Origin of the sequence: Luteimonas suaedae (genome assembly GCF_008312895.1) — a bacterium.
GTDB lineage: Bacteria > Pseudomonadota > Gammaproteobacteria > Xanthomonadales > Xanthomonadaceae > Luteimonas > Luteimonas suaedae.
Window position 1 is genome coordinate 108879 of sequence record NZ_VSSP01000002.1, and the last position, 15849, is coordinate 124727.

Below are 15849 nucleotides of genomic sequence, written 5' to 3' on the forward strand. Positions count from 1 at the left end.
CGCCTGGTTCGCCGCCGCCGTAGGAGCGGGCCACGCCCGCGATGCCGCGGGTGTCGGATGTACGGACGCAACCTGATTGCGCCGGGTCCGCAAGTGCGGGGCATCGCGCGCATGGCGCGCTCCTACGGAAAGCCGCATTGCCCGCCACCACCGTAGGAGCGGGCCATGCCCGCGATGCCGCGCGGGAGTCGGATGTACGGACGCAACTCGGTTGCGCCGGGTCCGCAAGCGCGGGGGCATCGCGCGCATGGCGCGCTCCTACGGAAAGCGTTGTGTCGCCCGCCGCCGTCGGTGGGGTGGGCTCATTCCCAGCAGCGGTCCTCGCGGCCCTTGGGCGATGTCGTGCGCGGGCAGTCGCGTTGGCCGATCCGTCCCTCGACGTGCTCCTCGATGCGTCGCGCGCCATCGGCATCGCGATGCAGCGAGAAGGCGTCGTACAGGCGCCCGGTGGCGGTGCGCGCCTCGTAGCGGAGCGCGTCGCCGTCGATACGCAATACCTGGAACAGCTGCGTGTCCTCGGCCGTCGGAGACATGTCGCGGCGTGCCGCTTGCGACAACCGGTATTGCTTGGCGCCAGCCACCGACACCACGTACTGCGGCGTCGCCTGCCCCGCGACCGGCCCGCCGCGGCGCCCGTAGACATGGTCATGGCCCTGCAATACCAGGTCGACGCGATGGCGTTCGAGCACCGGCAGCAGGTGCTCGCGCAGCAGCGCGTTGTCGCGATCCTGGCGCGGCGAGAACATCGGCTGGTGGATCAGCGCGATGGTCCAGCGCGAGGCGGCGCCGTCCAGCACGTCCTCCAGCCAAGCGGCCTGCGCCTGCGCGGTGCCCATGTCGAGCGCCGAGGTGCCGTCCAGCACCACCACGCGCACGCCCTGGATGTCGAACCAGTAGCTGGTCGCCTCCGCACCGCGCGCGCCGTTGCCCGGCAGCGCGAACGTCGACGGCCAGTGCGCGCCGAGCACGCGCCGCTCCTGCGGCGTGTCCTCGAACTCCTCGAAATGCTCGTGGTTGCCGGCCGCCGGCGCCACCATCAGCAGCGACGGCAGCGGACCGGCGGCGTCGAACCACTCGCCCCACTCGTTGTCGTCCTCGCCGTCGCCGCCGCTGACCAGGTCGCCGGCGTACAGCGCCAGTCGCGCGTCGGGCGCATGCCGCAGCGCCTCCAGCGTGACCCGGGTGGTCAGGCTGGCGTTCTTGTTCTGGGTGTCGCCGAAGTACAGCAGCGTCAACGGTGCATCGGCGGCCGCGGCGGTGCGCAGCTGCCGCCACGGGCTCCAGGTGCGATCGCCCTGCACGCGCCACGCGTACAACGTGTCCGGCTGCAGGTCTCCGACCTCGGCGCGATGATGATGCGCCGGGCCGTTCTCGGTCGTGAGCGCCTGCGTCGTTGCGCGGATGCGCTGCGGCACGCCCATATCCGGCGAGTCACCGGCCTCGACGATCTCCAGCCACGGCGTCTCGACCATGGCGCCGGTGCGCCACGCCACCGCGAAGCCGGTGGCCGCGTCCTGTGCCGGCGAGGCGACGATGCGGTCGGGAAAGCCGCTCGGCGCATAACGGATCACGCCGGCAGGGACCAGCGTATTCGGCTCCGCTACGCGTCGCGGCGCGGCCTCGCCGGCAATCGCCGACATCGCCAGCAGCATCGCCGCGATCGTGCCCGCGACACCCGCCACTCCACGGCGTACCAGCGGCGCCGTTGCGACCGCCGTGCCGGTCACGGTGCCTCGCAATCGGGCAGCGACAGCGCCGTGGCGATCTCGCGCCAGTCGAACGCGGCCACCGCCTGGTCGTCGTCGATGGCGTAGAACACCCCCTGCGGGAAGCGGGCGTCGCTGCTCTGGTCGAGCCAGACCCCGTCGGTATTGGCGGTGCGCTCGCCGGCGAACGCGCCGATGTGGTCGAGCGACACGCGGTCGAACAGATGGAACACGGTGCGGTCCTTGAACTGGTCGCTGACGATCCAGTAGCCCGCACCGCCCGCGCACCGCATCAAGGCCATGCCCTCGGCCTGGGCGCGGAACACATCGGCACCGACATCGCGACCACGGTAGCGTCCGTCGAGTCCGTACTCGCGCAGGCGCGTGCCGGTGGCGACGTCCTCCTCCGCCAGCAGCAGCCGGTCGTGCTCCGGGTCGCCGAACAGCGACTCGGCGATCCGGATCGCGCCGGCCTCGTCGGTGGCCCCGAAGGTACCCAGCAGCCGCGCCGCCCAGTCCCTACCCTCGCCGGTCACCCGGTAGCGCTTGAAGCGTCGGTCGAGCTCGGCCAGCGGCGGCGGCACGTCGTCGTCCTGCGGCGACATGTAGTTGTCGCTGACCAGCACCTCGTAGCCGTCGTCGAGCGGGTGCACCCAGAGCCCGTACGGCTGCAGCAGGTCCGGCTCGCCGAAGGTCGCCAGCGGCGTGAAGTCCGGCAGCCGCAGCAGCTGCACGCGGCGGTTGTCGCGCTCCACCACCCACAGAAGATCGTCGGTGACGGCGATGCCGTTGGGCCGGTTGAACTGCCCGGGCCGCGCGCCCGGGCCGCCCACGGTCCGCAGCAGGCGGCCGTCGTCGCCGGCGTAGACCAGCAGGCGATGGGTGTCCTTGGCGGTGGCGATCACCCAGCGGCTACCGTCGGCTGCGCGCCAAGCCGCCGGCGAGTCGACGTTTTCCTGTGGTGCGGCTTCGGTCACGAACGCTTCGGCCATTACCACGTGAGGCACCTGCGCCTCGCTCAGCAGCGGGTCCTGCTCGAAGGCGGCCTCGTCCGGTTCGCGAGCGCCGGGCGACGGAGTGGCGCAGCCGACGAGCGCGAGCACGGCGAACAGGAGCGGCAGAAACGGCTTCATGGATTTTCCCGGGAATGAATTCGGAGTCGTGGCTGTTTACGACACCAATGTGTCCATGTCATGTCAGCGTCGCTGCTTTACGACAATCGTGTTGCGCAATTGCGTCCGGTGCGCGCATGCGACAGCTGTCTTTGAATGGTCATTTGCTCGCCATATGACCGGCGTACAACGAGCCGCCAACGTTCGCTCTCCGGAAAACCGCCTGATGAAATGCCACCCGCGCGCCTCGAGCCTGTCCCGGGCGCTCGCGCTTGCCCTGTTGCCGACGATCGCACCGGTCGCGCTTGCCCAAACGACTCCAGACGGCAGCATTGCCGGCGATCCCAAGCAGCTCGACACGATCGTGGTCCAGGGCGAGATCGCCTACCGCAACCGCACCGACGACACCGCACCGGTGCTGTCCTACGACCTCGAGTACTTCCAGCGCTTCGAGCCGAACACCGTCGGCGACATGGTCAAGCGCGTCCCGGGCGCCGCCTTCGTCGGCTCCGACATCATGGAATTCGACGGCGTGCAGCTGCGCGGCCTGGGCGGCGGCTACACCCAGGTGCTGATCAACGGCAAGAAAGTGCCGGGCGCCGGCGACGACCGCTCGTTCTGGGTGGACCGCATCCCGGCGGAAATGGTCGACCGCATCGAAGTCCTGCGCAGCAACAGCGCCAACCGCTCGGGCGACGCCGTGGCGGGCGCGATCAACATCGTCCTGCGCGATGCCTACGAGTTCGACGGCAGCTACCTGCGCCTGGGCGCGAACCGCGCATTCGACGGCGAAGTGAACCCGACCTTCGGTGCCGTGACCAGCACCGAGGCCCTGGGCGGCCGCTTCCTCGCCGGCGTCAACGTGCAGGACCGCTACCGCGCCAAGAACAAGCGCTCGGACCGCTTCAGCGACCCGTCGATGGAAGAACTGGTCAGCTGGGAAGACCAGGTCGAAGTGAAGGACGGCCGCGACTATTCGGGCAACATCTCCTACACAGCCGATGTCGGCGACACCGGCCGCCTCAGTATCGACGGCTTCTACGTCAAGACCGACCGCGACGTGACCGAAGTGTCGTTCGAGGAAGAGTACGACGACGACGACGTGATCACCGCCGACGTGCCGGGCATGGCCACCGTCGACCAGGCCAACTGGGGCCTGGGCCTGGAATACCGGTTCGACATGGCCGGCGGCACCACCGAATTCGACGTCGACCACGCCCGCTTCACCGACGAGAGCTGGGAAAGCGAAGACGAGCACGTCTACGAGAACGGCGAATGGGACGAATCGGTGGGCGAAGCCGAATACATCGACGCCAAGGACGCCGAGACCAGCTTCAAGCTCGCGCACCAGCGCTCCGTCGGTACCGCGGCCGACATGGAGTTCGGCATCGACTACCGGCGGAAGAAACGCGATTTCGCCTTCACCACCTACGAGTGGGAAGCCGACAGCGAAGGCGACGCCGCGGCCTATGAACTGGACGGCACCGTCGCCTCCGTGATCGAGGAAAAGCGCCTGGACCCGTACATCCAGTTCAACGGCAAGGCTGGCGTCCTGGCCTGGGAAGCCGGCCTGCGCTACGAAACCACCCAGTCCGATATCCGCTACAACGAGGACGGTGACGAACCGGAAGGCATCGCCAGCAAGGACTATAACGAGCTGCTGCCGTCCGCGCACCTGCGCTGGGACCTGACCGATGCCGACCGCATCAGCCTGTCGCTGGCCAGGAGCATCAAGCGGCCGAACTTCAACGAGCTGATCCCGGCCCTGCTGGACGGCGAATTCGGCGACAACGACTACATCGGCAACCCGCAACTGGACCCGGAAACCGCCAACGGCATCGACCTGGGCTGGGAACACCGCCTCGGCCGCAACGGGGTGGTCGGCATCAACCTCTTCTACCGCGACGTCAAGGACTTGATCGAAGTGGTCAACACCGGCGCGCCGAGCGAGGAAATGCTCGATACCTGGGAAGACATGGTCGACGACGGCGAAGTCGCCAGCATCGAGGAAGCCATGGTCGCCGAACCGGCGGACAGCTGGGTGTTCACCTCGGCCAACGTCGGCGACGGCAAGGTCTACGGCGTCGAGTTCGACCTGTCGACCCCGTTGAACGTGTTCGGCCTGGACAACACCGGCGTGTTCCTGAACTACTCCTGGGTGAACTCCGAGGTCGACGATTTCCTGGGCGAGCGCCGCTTCAACAACCAGGCCAGATCGGTCTACAACGTCGGCTTCATCCAGGACCTGCCGTCGCTGGCCGCCAGCTTCGGCGTGTCCTACCGCAAGCAGGGCGATGCCTACGAACGCATTCTGGGCGAGGAGGTGACCGTCGAATACGGCGGTGACCTGGAGGCCTTCGTCGAGAAGCGATTCGGCAAGCGCCTGTCGGTGCGCCTGTCGGCCGCCAACCTGCTGGATGCCTCGAAGGACGAGTCCTTCCACAAGTTCGACACCCTGGGCGACCAGGTCGAACGCGACTACGACGAGTACGAGTTGGAGACCGAGGAAGCGGGCCCGAGCTACCAGTTGGTCATGCGCTGGGCGTTCTGAGCGCGAGCCACGCGCGTCATCGGGGAAGCCGGCGCGAGCCGGCTTCTTCTTTGTGGGACGGCCGGGTTTGATGCAAACTTCCGGCACGCTTCCCGCCCCGGCCCGCCATGAAGATCGTCGAAGTCCGCCATCCGCTGGTGCAGCACAAGCTCGGCCTGATGCGCCGCGCCGACAACAGCACCAAGACCTTCCGCGAACTGTCGGCGGAAGTCGCCACCCTGCTCACCTACGAGGCGACGGCGGACCTGGAGACCGAGGACACCGACGTCGATGGCTGGGCCGGTACCGTGCGCGTGCGCCGGATCAAGGGCCGCAAGATCACCCTGGTGCCGATCCTGCGCGCCGGCCTGGGCATGCTGCCGGGCGTGCTGGAACTGATCCCCGCGGCCAAGGTGAGCGTGGTCGGCATCAAGCGCGACGAGGCCTCGCTGCAGGCGATGCCGTACTACGAGAACCTGGTCGGCGGCATGCGGGATCGCACCGCGCTGATCCTCGATCCGATGCTCGCCACCGGCGGCACCTTGATCGCCACGGTGGAGATGCTCAAGGCCGCAGGCGCGTCGCGGATCAAGGGCCTGTTCCTGGTCGCGGCACCGGAAGGCCTGCGCGCGATCGAGGCGACGCATCCGGACGTCGAGGTCTACACCGCTTCGATCGACGAGCGCCTCAACGAGAAGGGCTACATCCTGCCCGGCCTGGGCGACGCCGGCGACAAGATCTTCGGCACCCGCGCCGACTGAGCCGTCGCCGCCCCGCTCTTCTTCCGTAGGAGCGCGCCATGCGCGCGATACCGCGGGCATTTCGCCGCCACGGAAGTCCGGCCACCGGCGCGCCTCCCGGCTCGCGACGGGGCCGCCAATCGACAGGCCCTAAACGTCGCCGGCATCGCGCGCATGGCGCGCTCCTACGGAGGCGGCGCGCGGCGGCGGTGGCGGTGACGGATGGCGACCAGGATGGCGACGATCAGCAGCAGCAGGCCGCCCACCCACGGCGTGTAGTTGCGCACCTCGCCCTCGCCGTCGGCCGGCGGCACCTCGGCGGAGTCGGCCGACGGCGCCTCGGCAGGAACGGCCGGCGCGTCGGCGACGACCCAGGCGCCGTCGCGCAGCACCACCTGGCCCTGCAACGGCGGCAGCACGCGCTCGAGCCAGCGGATGCGCAGATCCCCCGCACGCGGTGCGGCCGGATCCTCGGCGGTCGTGAGTGTGCGGCTATCGAACTGGAAGGTTGCGGCCATATTCGGCGGCAATGCCTCGGCGACCGGCGTCAGCGGCCGCCAGATGCCCAGCGTTTCCACCGCCTCTTCCGCCAACGGATATCCATCGGGCATCGTCACGGCGGTCGTCCATTCGCGGCTCGGCAGGCGGAATTCGTCGGGATTCCTGTACTGGGGCGGGAACCCGGCGGAGTCGATCGGCTGCGCGCTCCAGATCACCGCGTATTCGCCGTCGACGCGCTGCCATTGCGCCATTTCGACGTGGCGACGCAGCCCGAACTGCCGGCTGGCGACGCCGAACTCATCGTCCACCAGCGCCAGTTCGGCGCGCGGCGTACCAGGCTCCGCCGATTCCTGCGCGAATGCAGGCGGGCACAGCAGCAGCACCAGGAGCCAGACGTATTTCATGGATGCAAGACCCTCGCCTTCAACTCTGCCACCTCGTGCGTGGCGCCGAACCGCCCGCGCTCGTCGCGGCTCACCCGCACCAGCGCGATCTCCGGATCGTGTGTCAGGAACAGATGCACGTCGCGCGCGAGCTTGTCTTCCAGAAAGGCCCGCTTCTCGTCGATCAGCAGTTCCGGGTTGCGGTCGTAACCCATGGTGATCGGCACATGCATCCACGGCCGGCCGGGCACCAGGTCGGCACAGAAGGCGACGCCGCCGTGCGGACGGCCATCGACGGCGATCCCGGGGCCGTGGATCTCGGCCAGCATCATGCCCGGCGTGTGGCCGTGGCTGTAGCTGAAATGCACCGCATCGCCGAGCAACGGCGAACGGTCGCCGTCGACGAATTGCAGTCGTCCGCTCGCCTCCAGCAGATCCGGCAGCTCGGGGATGAAGCTGGCGCGGTCGCGCGGGTGCGGGTTGCGGGCGCGCTCCCAGTGCTCGCGACCGGTCAGGTAGATCGCATTGGGAAACAGCAGCTCCGGCGCCTGCCCCTCACGGTACTGGCGCAGCAGGCCGCCGGCGTGGTCGAAATGCAGGTGCGAGAGCACCACCACGTCGATGTCCTCGTGCGAGAAGTCGGCCGCCTGCAGCGAATCGAGCAGCACGTGCCGCTCCTCGACCACGCCGAAGCGCTCGCGCAGCTTCGGCTCGAAGAAGGCGCCCACGCCGGTCTCGAACAGCACGGTCTTGCCGTTGAGCGGCCTGGCCAGCAGCGCGCGGCAGGCGAGCGGAATGCGGTTGAGCTCGTCGGGTCGGGCCCACTTGGTCCACATCGCGCGCGGGGCGTTGCCGAACATGGCGCCGCCGTCGAGCTTCTGGGTGTTGCCCTCGATCGACCAGAGTTTCATGCCGGGAGTGTAACGCCGGGGGTGTGGAGGCCGCCGCAACGGCCCGCCGGCCAGCCCGCACGCGGCTCGCAGCAGGTGTTTCCGCCTGGCGCTGGCGCACCCGCGCCGCGCACGGGCTCGGATCGCGAGATGCGGGAAGGTCCATCGCGGAAGACGTCCGCGGCGCGGGCGTCGCGACTACCGTCGCGCCCACGAAAAGCCGGTCTGCGTGGTGATCGCGACAGCGACTGTCAGGATCCAGGCTCTTGTGGGAGCGACGGCAGTCGCGACGCTCCCTCAAGAGCGCCGGATCCGAGTGGCATCGCGGCTACGCATTGCCATGGGGAGATGGCTTCTGTGGGAGCGGCCCTTCGGCAAGCTCAGCACAGGCGCACCGCGACGCCGCGGCTAGTCGGCCGCGGTGCGCAACTCCACCTCCGCCTTGCCGTCCGGATTGCGCGGGTCGCTTCCGCCCTCGAGGGTGTTGTCGCGAAGATTCCAGGCCACCGTCTGCAGATTGCCCCACACGTGGCTGGAGGTGCGGCCGCCGGCCTGCCGCATTTCCGCTTCCTCGTCGGGCGCGTCGACCTCGTGCCCCATCGCCCGCAGCGCGCGCACCGTTTCCGCCGAAAGGGCGCCGCCCTCGGCCGAGATCCGATCCGGCGTCCACTGGTGGTGGAAACGCGGCAAGGCCGCGACCGCCTGCGCATCCAGCCCGGCGTCGTAGCCGAGCATGCCCAGCAGCACCATGGTGATGATGCGGGTGCCACCGGGGGTGCCGAGCACGGCGACGCGGTCGTCGGACACCATGAAACTCGGGGTCATCGAACTGAGCATGCGCTTGCCGGGCTCGGGCGCGTTGGCATCGAAACCCATCACCCCGAAGGCGTTGGGGGTGCCGGGCTTGAGCGCGAAGTCGTCCATCTCGTTGTTGAGCAGCACGCCGGTGCCGGGCGCGACCAGACCGGAGCCGTACAGCAGATTGACCGTCTGGGTGCCAGCCACGCGGTTGCCGTCGGCGTCGATGATCGAAAAGTGCGTGGTTTCCTCGTCCTCGAGCGGGGTCGGCTCACCGGAGAGCAGGTCGCTCGGCGTCGCCTTGCGCGGATGGATGGTGGCGCGCAGCCCGGCGGCGTAGTCGCGGCTGGTCAGGGTGCGCATCGGGATGTCGGTGAAGTCGGGATCGCCCAGGTAGAAGGTGCGGTCGCGGAACGCCCGGCGCATCGATTCCACGATCAGGTGCGTGCGCTGCGTCGGGTCGAGCTCGTCCAGGTCCCATCCGGCGAGGATCTGCAGCATCTGCGCCAGCGCCACGCCGCCCGACGACGGCGGCGGCGCGGTGACGATTTCCCAGTCGCGGTAGCCGAAGCGGATCGGCTCGCGCTCGGCTACGCGGTAGCCGGCGAGCTCGTCCGCGGTCCATTGCCCGCCCTCGGCATTGACGCCTTCGACCAGCAGGCGCGCGGTCTCGCCGTGGTAGAAGCCGTCGAAGCCCTGCGCCGCCAGCCGCTCGAGGGTGTGCGCCAGGTCCGGCTGGCGAAAGAGATCGCCTTCCTGCAGTCCCCTGCCCTCCGGCGCGTACACCGCGCGGGTGCCGGGATAGCGGTCCATGACCTCGCGCCTGCGCTCGTAGCCGCGCGCCATACGCCCGTAGACCGGAAAACCCTCGCGGGCGATGCGGATCGCCGGTGCCAGCGTCGCCCGCAGCGGCAGCTTGCCGTAGCGTTCCGCCAGGTGCACCAGCGCCGCCGGCAGGCCGGGAATGCCGGCGGCCCAGGGACCGTTGGTGGCACGGTCGCTGTCGAGCTCTCCCGCCTCGTCCAGATAACGCTCCATCGTCGCCGCCGCCGGCGCGGTTTCGCGCGCATCCACGAACACGTCGCGGCCGCTGTCGGCCTGGTGCAGCAGGAACAGGCCGCCGCCGCCGAGGCCGGAACTGATCGGCTCGACCACCGACAGCGTCGACGACACCGCCACCGCCGCGTCGAAGGCGTTGCCGCCCTCGCGCATGACCTGCAGTCCGGCCTCGGTCGCCAGCGCGTGCGCCGAGGCGACGGCGACGCCCGGCGGTTTCTGCGCTTCGGCACGGCTTCGGTCGGCCCCCTGCGGCGGCGCGGCGACGTCCTGCGACACCGCCAGCGCGGGCGCGAACGCCACGACCAGCAGCAGGACGAATTGGGACAGGTGTTTCATGCGGTCTCCTGCGGCGTGCTCGCGCCGTGGCTTCGGTCGGATCGTCAACGCCATCCCTGGCGGAATCTAGGCGGTTCCCGGATCGCCCGGTCCGCCGCCCTGTTGCAGCCGGCGCAATTTCGCCAGCAGTTGTGGCTCGGATTCGGGGAACTCCGGATCCGGGTCGATGCACTCGACCGGACACACCGCCACGCACTGCGGCTCGTCGTAATGACCCACGCATTCGGTGCACCGCGCCGGGTCGATGACATAGATCGTCTCCCCCTGCGCGATCGCCTGGTTCGGGCAGGCCGGCTCGCAGACGTCACAGTTGACGCAAAGGTCGTTGATCTTCAGCGACATGGATTCGGGACGACGCCATGGGAGGGGTTCGAGCTGTCGGACGGGACATCGGGCTCGCGCTCGCCCCGGCACCGGAAGGCCTTGCTCGGCACCCGTCACCTGCCGGCGCCGGGAAACGGGCGCGGCCCCGGGGTGAACCGGGGCCGGCCGGACTGCGGGCAAGTGCAGCCTACTTCTCGACGAAGACGTATTCGACACCGGCCGGCGTGACGGCCTGTTCCACGCGTGCGCTGTCGGCGGCATCGCCGATGAACAACACGCGTACGCCGTTCATGCTCTTGGCCGGCACGCCCTCGAACGCGCTGACCACCATGTCGGCGACGCGGTTGGAGTCGGGGCCGGCGTAGGCCAGCATGTTGCCGCGGACGATGCCGCGCGCCACGTCCGTCCTCGCCTTCTCCTCGAGCCGCTCGTACAGCCCCTCGAAATCCTCGACGCTGTCGTCCGGCACCAGGTAGATGTAGGGCTGGTTCTGGATGCCCTCCATGTGCCGCGGCACCAGGTCGGACAGGTAGGCGCGCCACTGCGTGCTGTCGCCGCCGGTCGGCGCGGTCATCGGCGCCTTCTCGACCTGTTGCGTCTGTTCATCGTTCTGGCAGGCCGCGAGCGGCAGCACAAGGCAGGCCGTCAGCAGCAGGCGGTGAATGGTGTTCATGGTGTTCCTCCCCGTTTTTCGTATGGTCGTCATGTTGTCTCACGCATCGGTGCGCTGCCATTCGGCCTGCAGCGCTTTGGCCACCGCCGCCGGCACGAACGCGGAAACGTCGCCGCCGAGGCGGGAGATTTCGCGGACCAGCGAAGAGGATATGAAGCCGTATTGTTCCGCCGGCGTAAGGAACAGCGTCTCGACTTCCGGGATCAGATGCCGGTTCATGCTGGCCAGCTGGAACTCGTATTCGAAATCCGACACCGCGCGCAGCCCGCGCAGCAGCACCCCAGCGCCGAGGTCGCGCACGAAATGCGCCAGCAGCGAATCGAACCCGCGCACCTCGACGTTGCCGTATTCGGCGAGCGCCGCCCGCGCCAGTTCGACGCGCAGCTGCAGGTCGAGGGTCGGGCTCTTGGCCGGGCTCTCCGCGATCCCGACGATGATCCGCTCGAACAGCGGCGCAGCGCGATCGACCAGGTCCACGTGCCCGTTGGTGATCGGGTCGAAGGTACCGGGATAGACCGCGATGCGGGTGCGGGCCACGCTCATGGGTTGTGTCCGTCGTCGGGAAGCCGGATCGTTCGCGCAAGTGTATCAGCGTCACACCACGGTCCGATCCGCGGTTCGGCGATACAGGGCGTGACGCACTTCACGGCTGCGGCCCTCCCGATGCGGCGACCAGCCCGGGCCGGGCTCGATGCCGGCCTCGGCCGGCGACTCCACGTACAGCCATGCGGCCTCGGCGAGCCATGGCGGCAAGGCGGCGAACACCGGCTGCCACAGGGCCGCGCCGAACGGCGGATCGAGGAACACCAGGTCGAAGCGGCCGTGCAACGGCGCCCGCAGGACCGCCGGCGCGTCGGCCCGCACCACGCGCGCCGGCGCGCCCAGTCGCTGCACGCTGGCCTCCAGCGCCTGCGCCAGGCGCGGATCGCGTTCGACCAACAGGGCCTCGGCCGCGCCGCGTGACAGCGCCTCGAGCCCCAGCGCACCGCTGCCGGCGAACAGGTCCAGCACGCGCGCACCGGGCAAGGCCGGCTGCAACCAGTTGAACAGGGTTTCGCGTGCGCGATCCGACGTCGGGCGCAAACCATCGGCGTCGGCGACCGGCAAGCGGGTGTTGCGCCACTTGCCGCCGATGATCCTGACCTGTCCCGGAGCGCGTTTCATGCGTGCATTGTGCGACGTGCGGCGGCGAATTCCATCAATCCGGCACAAACGCCGCGGCAACCGCCAGCCGCGATCCCGGATGCGTATAGTCCCGTGCTGGCTTCGATGTGGTGCATCCCGGATGGATACGACGCAGACGGTTTCGCTGTCCCTGGAGGAGTCGGCAGGGCTGGTCTCCAGCAGCCTCCGCCACGCCGGTTTCAGCGAAGGCCATGTCCGCACGCTCACGGACACCATGGTCGCCGGCGAACGCGACGGCTGCGCCGCGCATGGGCTGTACCGCACCCTGGTCTGCGTGCATTCCCTGCGCAGCGGCAAGGTGGTCGGCGATGCCGAGCCGGTCGTGCACGACCAGGCGCCCGGCATCGTGCGCGTCGACGCGCGCGGCGGATTTTCCCCGCTGGCCTTCGACGCCGGCCTGCCGCACCTGCTCGACAAGGCCCGGACCGGCGGCCTGGCCGCGATGGCGATCAACCGTTGCGTGCACTTCTCCGCGCTATGGCCGGAAATCGAGCGCCTGACCGATGCCGGCCTGGTGGCGCTGGCGTGCAACCCCAGCCACGCCTGGGTCGCACCCGCGGGCGGTCGCGTGCCGCTACTGGGCACCAATCCGTTCGCATTCGGCTGGCCGCGGACCGATGGCCAGCCCTATGTCTTCGACTTCGCCACCAGTGCGGTGGCGCGCGGCGAGATCGAGCTGCGCCGGCGCGCCGGCCAGCCGCTTCCCGAAGGCGTCGGCATCGATGCCGATGGCCAGCCGACGACCGATCCGCAGGCAGTGGTCGAAGGCGGCGCGATGCTGACCTTCGGCGAGCACAAGGGTTCGGCGCTGTCGACCATGATCGAACTGATCGCAGGCCCGCTGATCGGCGACCTCACCAGCCTGGAATCGCTGCAGCACGATGCCGGCGCGGGCGCGTCCCCTTATCACGGCGAACTCGTGCTCGCGCTCGATCCGCGGCGTTTCCTCGGTGCCGACGCCGCCGCCCACCAGGCGCGCGCGGAGGCCTTCCTCGCGGCCTTCGCCGGCAGCGGCGCCCGGCTGCCCTCGCAGCGGCGCTACCAGGCCCGCCAGCGAAGCCTCGCGGAAGGCGTGCACATTCCGGCGAACCTGCATGCCGAGCTGCTCGCGCTGCTGGACTGACGTTCCGGCGCATCCGTGCGGGCACGGCTCCCGTAGAGCCGAGCCTGCCCGGGCTTGCCGGCCGACGACGGCGGAGCAAGCGCCGCCCTACTGGAAGACGCGGGGGCATCGATGCGGGCTCGTCCGGATCAGGCTTCCAGCAGCCAGCTCCCGAACACCGGGCCAGCGGAATAACCGGCGTCGGGCTCGATGCGGACCCGCCAGCCATCGGCTGGCGGCGCCCGCAACACATCCGGCAGCGGATATTCGACGTCGACGAACTCATCGCCGCGTCCGCCGTCGAGCACCTCGTGCGCGATCGGCGTGCCGTTGACCGAGATCGTGAACCGGCGCCGGTGTTCCTCGCCCCAGTAGCGCATCCGCAGGAGGCGGGCGGCACGCTCGCCGCGCAACGTGAATTCGAACGCACCCCCTGTGCGGGCATCGCGTCCGGACTGGCGCCGATAGCTGACCGCGTAGGAGTCCCCCATGGACGCGAACGCATGCGCGTGCTCGCTGGCTTCGTCCCCCGGCACCATGTGGTCCAGGCTGCGTCGGTCGAGTGCCTCGGCCTGCTTGCGCCGCGCCGCCTGCGCCGCCTCCCAGGCACGCCGGGCCTCGACATCGAAATGCCGGAAATAGACCGCATACCTGCGCTCGTGCAGCGCATGGAACGGCGCGAACGCCAGTCCCCGGGGATGCGAAGGCAAGTCGACCGACAACCGGCCGCCCTCGCCCGCCGGGCCGAAGCTGCGCTCCACCCCGACCGGTAGCCAGGGATCGACGCCATCCCAAGGCTGATCGGCCGGGCCGAGATCGGCCGCGAGCACGCAGGGTCCGCGGCGCAGCGAGACCAGCGTCGGATCATCGCCACAGGGTTCGACCAGAACCGGCAGGGTGAACTCGATGTCAATCCGGTCGCCGTCCCGCCACTCGCGCTCGAGCGATGCATAGCCGTTTCGCCTGCGGGCGCCCGCATCACGGCCGTTGACGACGATCCGCGCCTGGCCTGCCCATGACGGGATGCGCAGCCGCACGCTGCGCAATGCGCCGGGCCTGGCCGAGACGACCTCCAGCGCGACCTGTCCGGCATCGGGCAGGGTCGAGCTCATCCGTAGCGACAGCCCCCTTTCCGGGTCCTCGAGCGTGGACGGAATGTACAGGTCGACCGTCAGGTCGCGGCCATCGAAACCGTAGATCGCATCGGAAAACTGCGCATGGCTCTCCATGCCGGTGCCGACGCAGCACCAGAACTCGCCCTCGGGCTCGGAATAGGTGCGCGCCTCGCCACTCAGCATCGGCGTCATGTAGCTATAGCGCCCGCCGTCGGGATGCTGCTGCGACAGGATGTGGTTGTAGAGCGCGCGCTCGTGGAACTCGACGTGGCGCACATCGCCGGACCAGCGGTGCAGATAGCGGCCGAGCCGCAGCATGTTCACCGTGTTGCAGTGCTCGCAGGTCTGCTCGGTGACGTACTTCGAAATGGTGTCGGGCGCCTGGAAATATTCGCGGTCGGAATTGCCGCCGATGGCGTAGCTGTGATGACCGGCCACCCGCTGCCAGAAGAACAGCGCCGCCGCCGCGTCGCCGCGGTCGCCGTCGAGTTCGAATCCGCGCGCCGCGCCCAGCAGCTTGGGGATCTGGGTATTGGCGTGCAGGCGGTTGAGCCGGTCGTGCCCGGCTGCCAGCGGATCGAGCACCACGTCGTGGCGGAAACGCCGCGCCAGTGCCAGCCAGCGCGCGTCGCCGGTCCGGGCCGACAGTTCGGCCAGGCTCTCGGGCATGCCGCCGAATTCGCAGTCGAGCACCTGCTGCATCTGTGCATGGCCCAGCGGTGCCAGCTTGCGCTCGACGTAGCCGGCCAGCCCGACCGCGACTTCCAGCGCGTCCTGGTTGCTGCAGCAGCGGTGCGCGTCGAGCAGGCCGGCGAACAGTTTGTGCCAGGTGTAGAAGGGCGCCCAGCTGCCGTTGAGCCGGAAAGGCAGCGCGCGGATGTCGCCGCGCGTGACCTCGTCGAACACCACCCGGCCGCCTTCGATGGTGCCGTCCTCGCGTTTGCGGGTAAAGCCGGCCACGTAGCCGTCGCCGCCGGCCTGCTGGCAGCGCTTGAGTTCGGCAACGATCGCATCGGCGCGCGCTCTGCACGTCGCATCGCCGTCGCCTTCGTGCATCAGTGCCAGCGCGCTCAGGTAGTGCCCGAGGGTGTGCCCGGCGATGGTGTCGCTTTCCCAGCCGCCGTAGACCTTGCCCTGCGGCGGCAACCCGGCCTGGACATGGAAGTTGTGCAGCAAGCGGCCCGCATCGAGCCGCATCAGATAGCCACGGGTCGCAGCGACCGTGTCGGCGAATACCGACGGCAGCAGGCGCACGCTGCCCGGGGCGGGCCTCGCGATCCGTCCGGGCGCGAACGCCAGCACCTGTCGCGGGAAGCCCATCCATCCCGCCGCGATGGCCGCCGCACTCCAGGCCAGCAGGCGCCTGCGCCCGGCATCGATGTCCATCGCCTTCAT

13 protein-coding genes are annotated in these 15849 nt (G+C 69.5%); 3 read left to right on the top strand and 10 right to left on the bottom strand.

The features are described 5' to 3' along the window. Positions 1–302 precede the first annotated feature (302 nt). Entirely contained in the window at positions 303–1652 is a 1350-nt protein-coding gene (locus FXO19_RS04645) for a purple acid phosphatase family protein (protein ID WP_149194190.1), read from the bottom strand. Between the two features lie 71 nt (positions 1653–1723). Next, positions 1724–2839: a phytase gene (locus FXO19_RS04650; RefSeq protein ID WP_149193925.1), complete on the bottom strand. Its 1116-nt coding sequence runs from the start codon at positions 2837–2839 to the stop codon at positions 1724–1726. Positions 2840–3044: 205 nt separating this feature from the next. Here FXO19_RS04650 and FXO19_RS04655 point away from each other — a divergent pair, with 205 nt between their 5' ends. Then, on the top strand, positions 3045–5369 hold the full coding sequence (locus tag FXO19_RS04655; RefSeq protein WP_149193926.1) for a TonB-dependent receptor plug domain-containing protein: 2325 nt from the start codon (positions 3045–3047) through the stop codon (positions 5367–5369). A 107-nt stretch (positions 5370–5476) separates the two neighbouring features. Continuing rightward, positions 5477–6109 carry a uracil phosphoribosyltransferase gene (upp, locus tag FXO19_RS04660; RefSeq protein WP_149193927.1) on the top strand — a complete coding sequence of 211 codons (633 nt, stop codon included), beginning with the start codon at positions 5477–5479 and terminating at the stop codon, positions 6107–6109. A gap of 164 nt (positions 6110–6273) precedes the next feature. Here upp and FXO19_RS04665 read toward each other — a convergent pair whose 3' ends face one another. From FXO19_RS04665 to rsmD, 7 genes are all read right to left on the bottom strand, one after another. Beyond that, positions 6274–6993 carry a TMEM43 family protein gene (locus FXO19_RS04665; RefSeq protein ID WP_149193928.1) on the bottom strand — a complete coding sequence of 240 codons (720 nt, stop codon included), beginning with the start codon at positions 6991–6993 and terminating at the stop codon, positions 6274–6276. Next, entirely contained in the window at positions 6990–7883 is an 894-nt protein-coding gene (locus FXO19_RS04670; RefSeq protein ID WP_149193929.1) for an MBL fold metallo-hydrolase, read from the bottom strand. Before FXO19_RS04670 ends, FXO19_RS04665 begins: the two co-directional genes overlap by 4 nt. A gap of 387 nt (positions 7884–8270) precedes the next feature. Then, positions 8271–10055: a gamma-glutamyltransferase gene (ggt, locus tag FXO19_RS04675; protein WP_149193930.1), complete on the bottom strand. Its 1785-nt coding sequence runs from the start codon at positions 10053–10055 to the stop codon at positions 8271–8273. A 66-nt stretch (positions 10056–10121) separates the two neighbouring features. Then, positions 10122–10397, bottom strand: coding sequence for a YfhL family 4Fe-4S dicluster ferredoxin (locus FXO19_RS04680; protein ID WP_149193931.1), 276 nt, complete (start codon positions 10395–10397; stop codon positions 10122–10124). Positions 10398–10566: 169 nt separating this feature from the next. Then, positions 10567–11052, bottom strand: coding sequence for a hypothetical protein (locus FXO19_RS04685; RefSeq protein ID WP_149193932.1), 486 nt, complete (start codon positions 11050–11052; stop codon positions 10567–10569). A 39-nt stretch (positions 11053–11091) separates the two neighbouring features. After that, on the bottom strand, positions 11092–11595 hold the full coding sequence (coaD, locus tag FXO19_RS04690; protein ID WP_149193933.1) for a pantetheine-phosphate adenylyltransferase: 504 nt from the start codon (positions 11593–11595) through the stop codon (positions 11092–11094). Between the two features lie 51 nt (positions 11596–11646). Further along, entirely contained in the window at positions 11647–12216 is a 570-nt protein-coding gene (rsmD, locus tag FXO19_RS04695; protein WP_149193934.1) for a 16S rRNA (guanine(966)-N(2))-methyltransferase RsmD, read from the bottom strand. Between the two features lie 121 nt (positions 12217–12337). On the opposite strand from rsmD, the gene FXO19_RS04700 reads away from it, so the two are divergent. Continuing rightward, entirely contained in the window at positions 12338–13360 is a 1023-nt protein-coding gene (locus FXO19_RS04700) for an Ldh family oxidoreductase (protein ID WP_149193935.1), read from the top strand. A 128-nt stretch (positions 13361–13488) separates the two neighbouring features. Here the strand turns inward: FXO19_RS04700 and FXO19_RS04705 are convergent, their stop codons facing one another. Further along, positions 13489–15840, bottom strand: a complete 2352-nt coding sequence (locus FXO19_RS04705; protein ID WP_255516294.1) for a glycoside hydrolase family 127 protein — start codon at positions 15838–15840, stop codon at positions 13489–13491. Between the last annotated feature and the right edge of the window lie 9 nt (positions 15841–15849).

Bases quoted from the DNA above. Each gene is read 5' to 3' on its own strand.
- FXO19_RS04655 (WP_149193926.1), top strand. From the start codon at position 3,045: ATGAAATGCCACCCGCGCGCCTCGAGCCTGTCCCGGGCGCTCGCGCTT.
- FXO19_RS04705 (WP_255516294.1), bottom strand. From the start codon at position 15,840: ATGGACATCGATGCCGGGCGCAGGCGCCTGCTGGCCTGGAGTGCGGCG.
- FXO19_RS04645 (WP_149194190.1), bottom strand. From the start codon at position 1,652: ATGCTGCTGGCGATGTCGGCGATTGCCGGCGAGGCCGCGCCGCGACGC.
- FXO19_RS04650 (WP_149193925.1), bottom strand. From the start codon at position 2,839: ATGAAGCCGTTTCTGCCGCTCCTGTTCGCCGTGCTCGCGCTCGTCGGC.
- coaD (WP_149193933.1), bottom strand. From the start codon at position 11,595: ATGAGCGTGGCCCGCACCCGCATCGCGGTCTATCCCGGTACCTTCGAC.
- FXO19_RS04665 (WP_149193928.1), bottom strand. From the start codon at position 6,993: ATGAAATACGTCTGGCTCCTGGTGCTGCTGCTGTGCCCGCCTGCATTC.
- FXO19_RS04680 (WP_149193931.1), bottom strand. From the start codon at position 10,397: ATGTCGCTGAAGATCAACGACCTTTGCGTCAACTGTGACGTCTGCGAG.
- FXO19_RS04670 (WP_149193929.1), bottom strand. From the start codon at position 7,883: ATGAAACTCTGGTCGATCGAGGGCAACACCCAGAAGCTCGACGGCGGC.
- FXO19_RS04700 (WP_149193935.1), top strand. From the start codon at position 12,338: ATGGATACGACGCAGACGGTTTCGCTGTCCCTGGAGGAGTCGGCAGGG.
- rsmD (WP_149193934.1), bottom strand. From the start codon at position 12,216: ATGAAACGCGCTCCGGGACAGGTCAGGATCATCGGCGGCAAGTGGCGC.
- upp (WP_149193927.1), top strand. From the start codon at position 5,477: ATGAAGATCGTCGAAGTCCGCCATCCGCTGGTGCAGCACAAGCTCGGC.
- FXO19_RS04685 (WP_149193932.1), bottom strand. From the start codon at position 11,052: ATGAACACCATTCACCGCCTGCTGCTGACGGCCTGCCTTGTGCTGCCG.
- ggt (WP_149193930.1), bottom strand. From the start codon at position 10,055: ATGAAACACCTGTCCCAATTCGTCCTGCTGCTGGTCGTGGCGTTCGCG.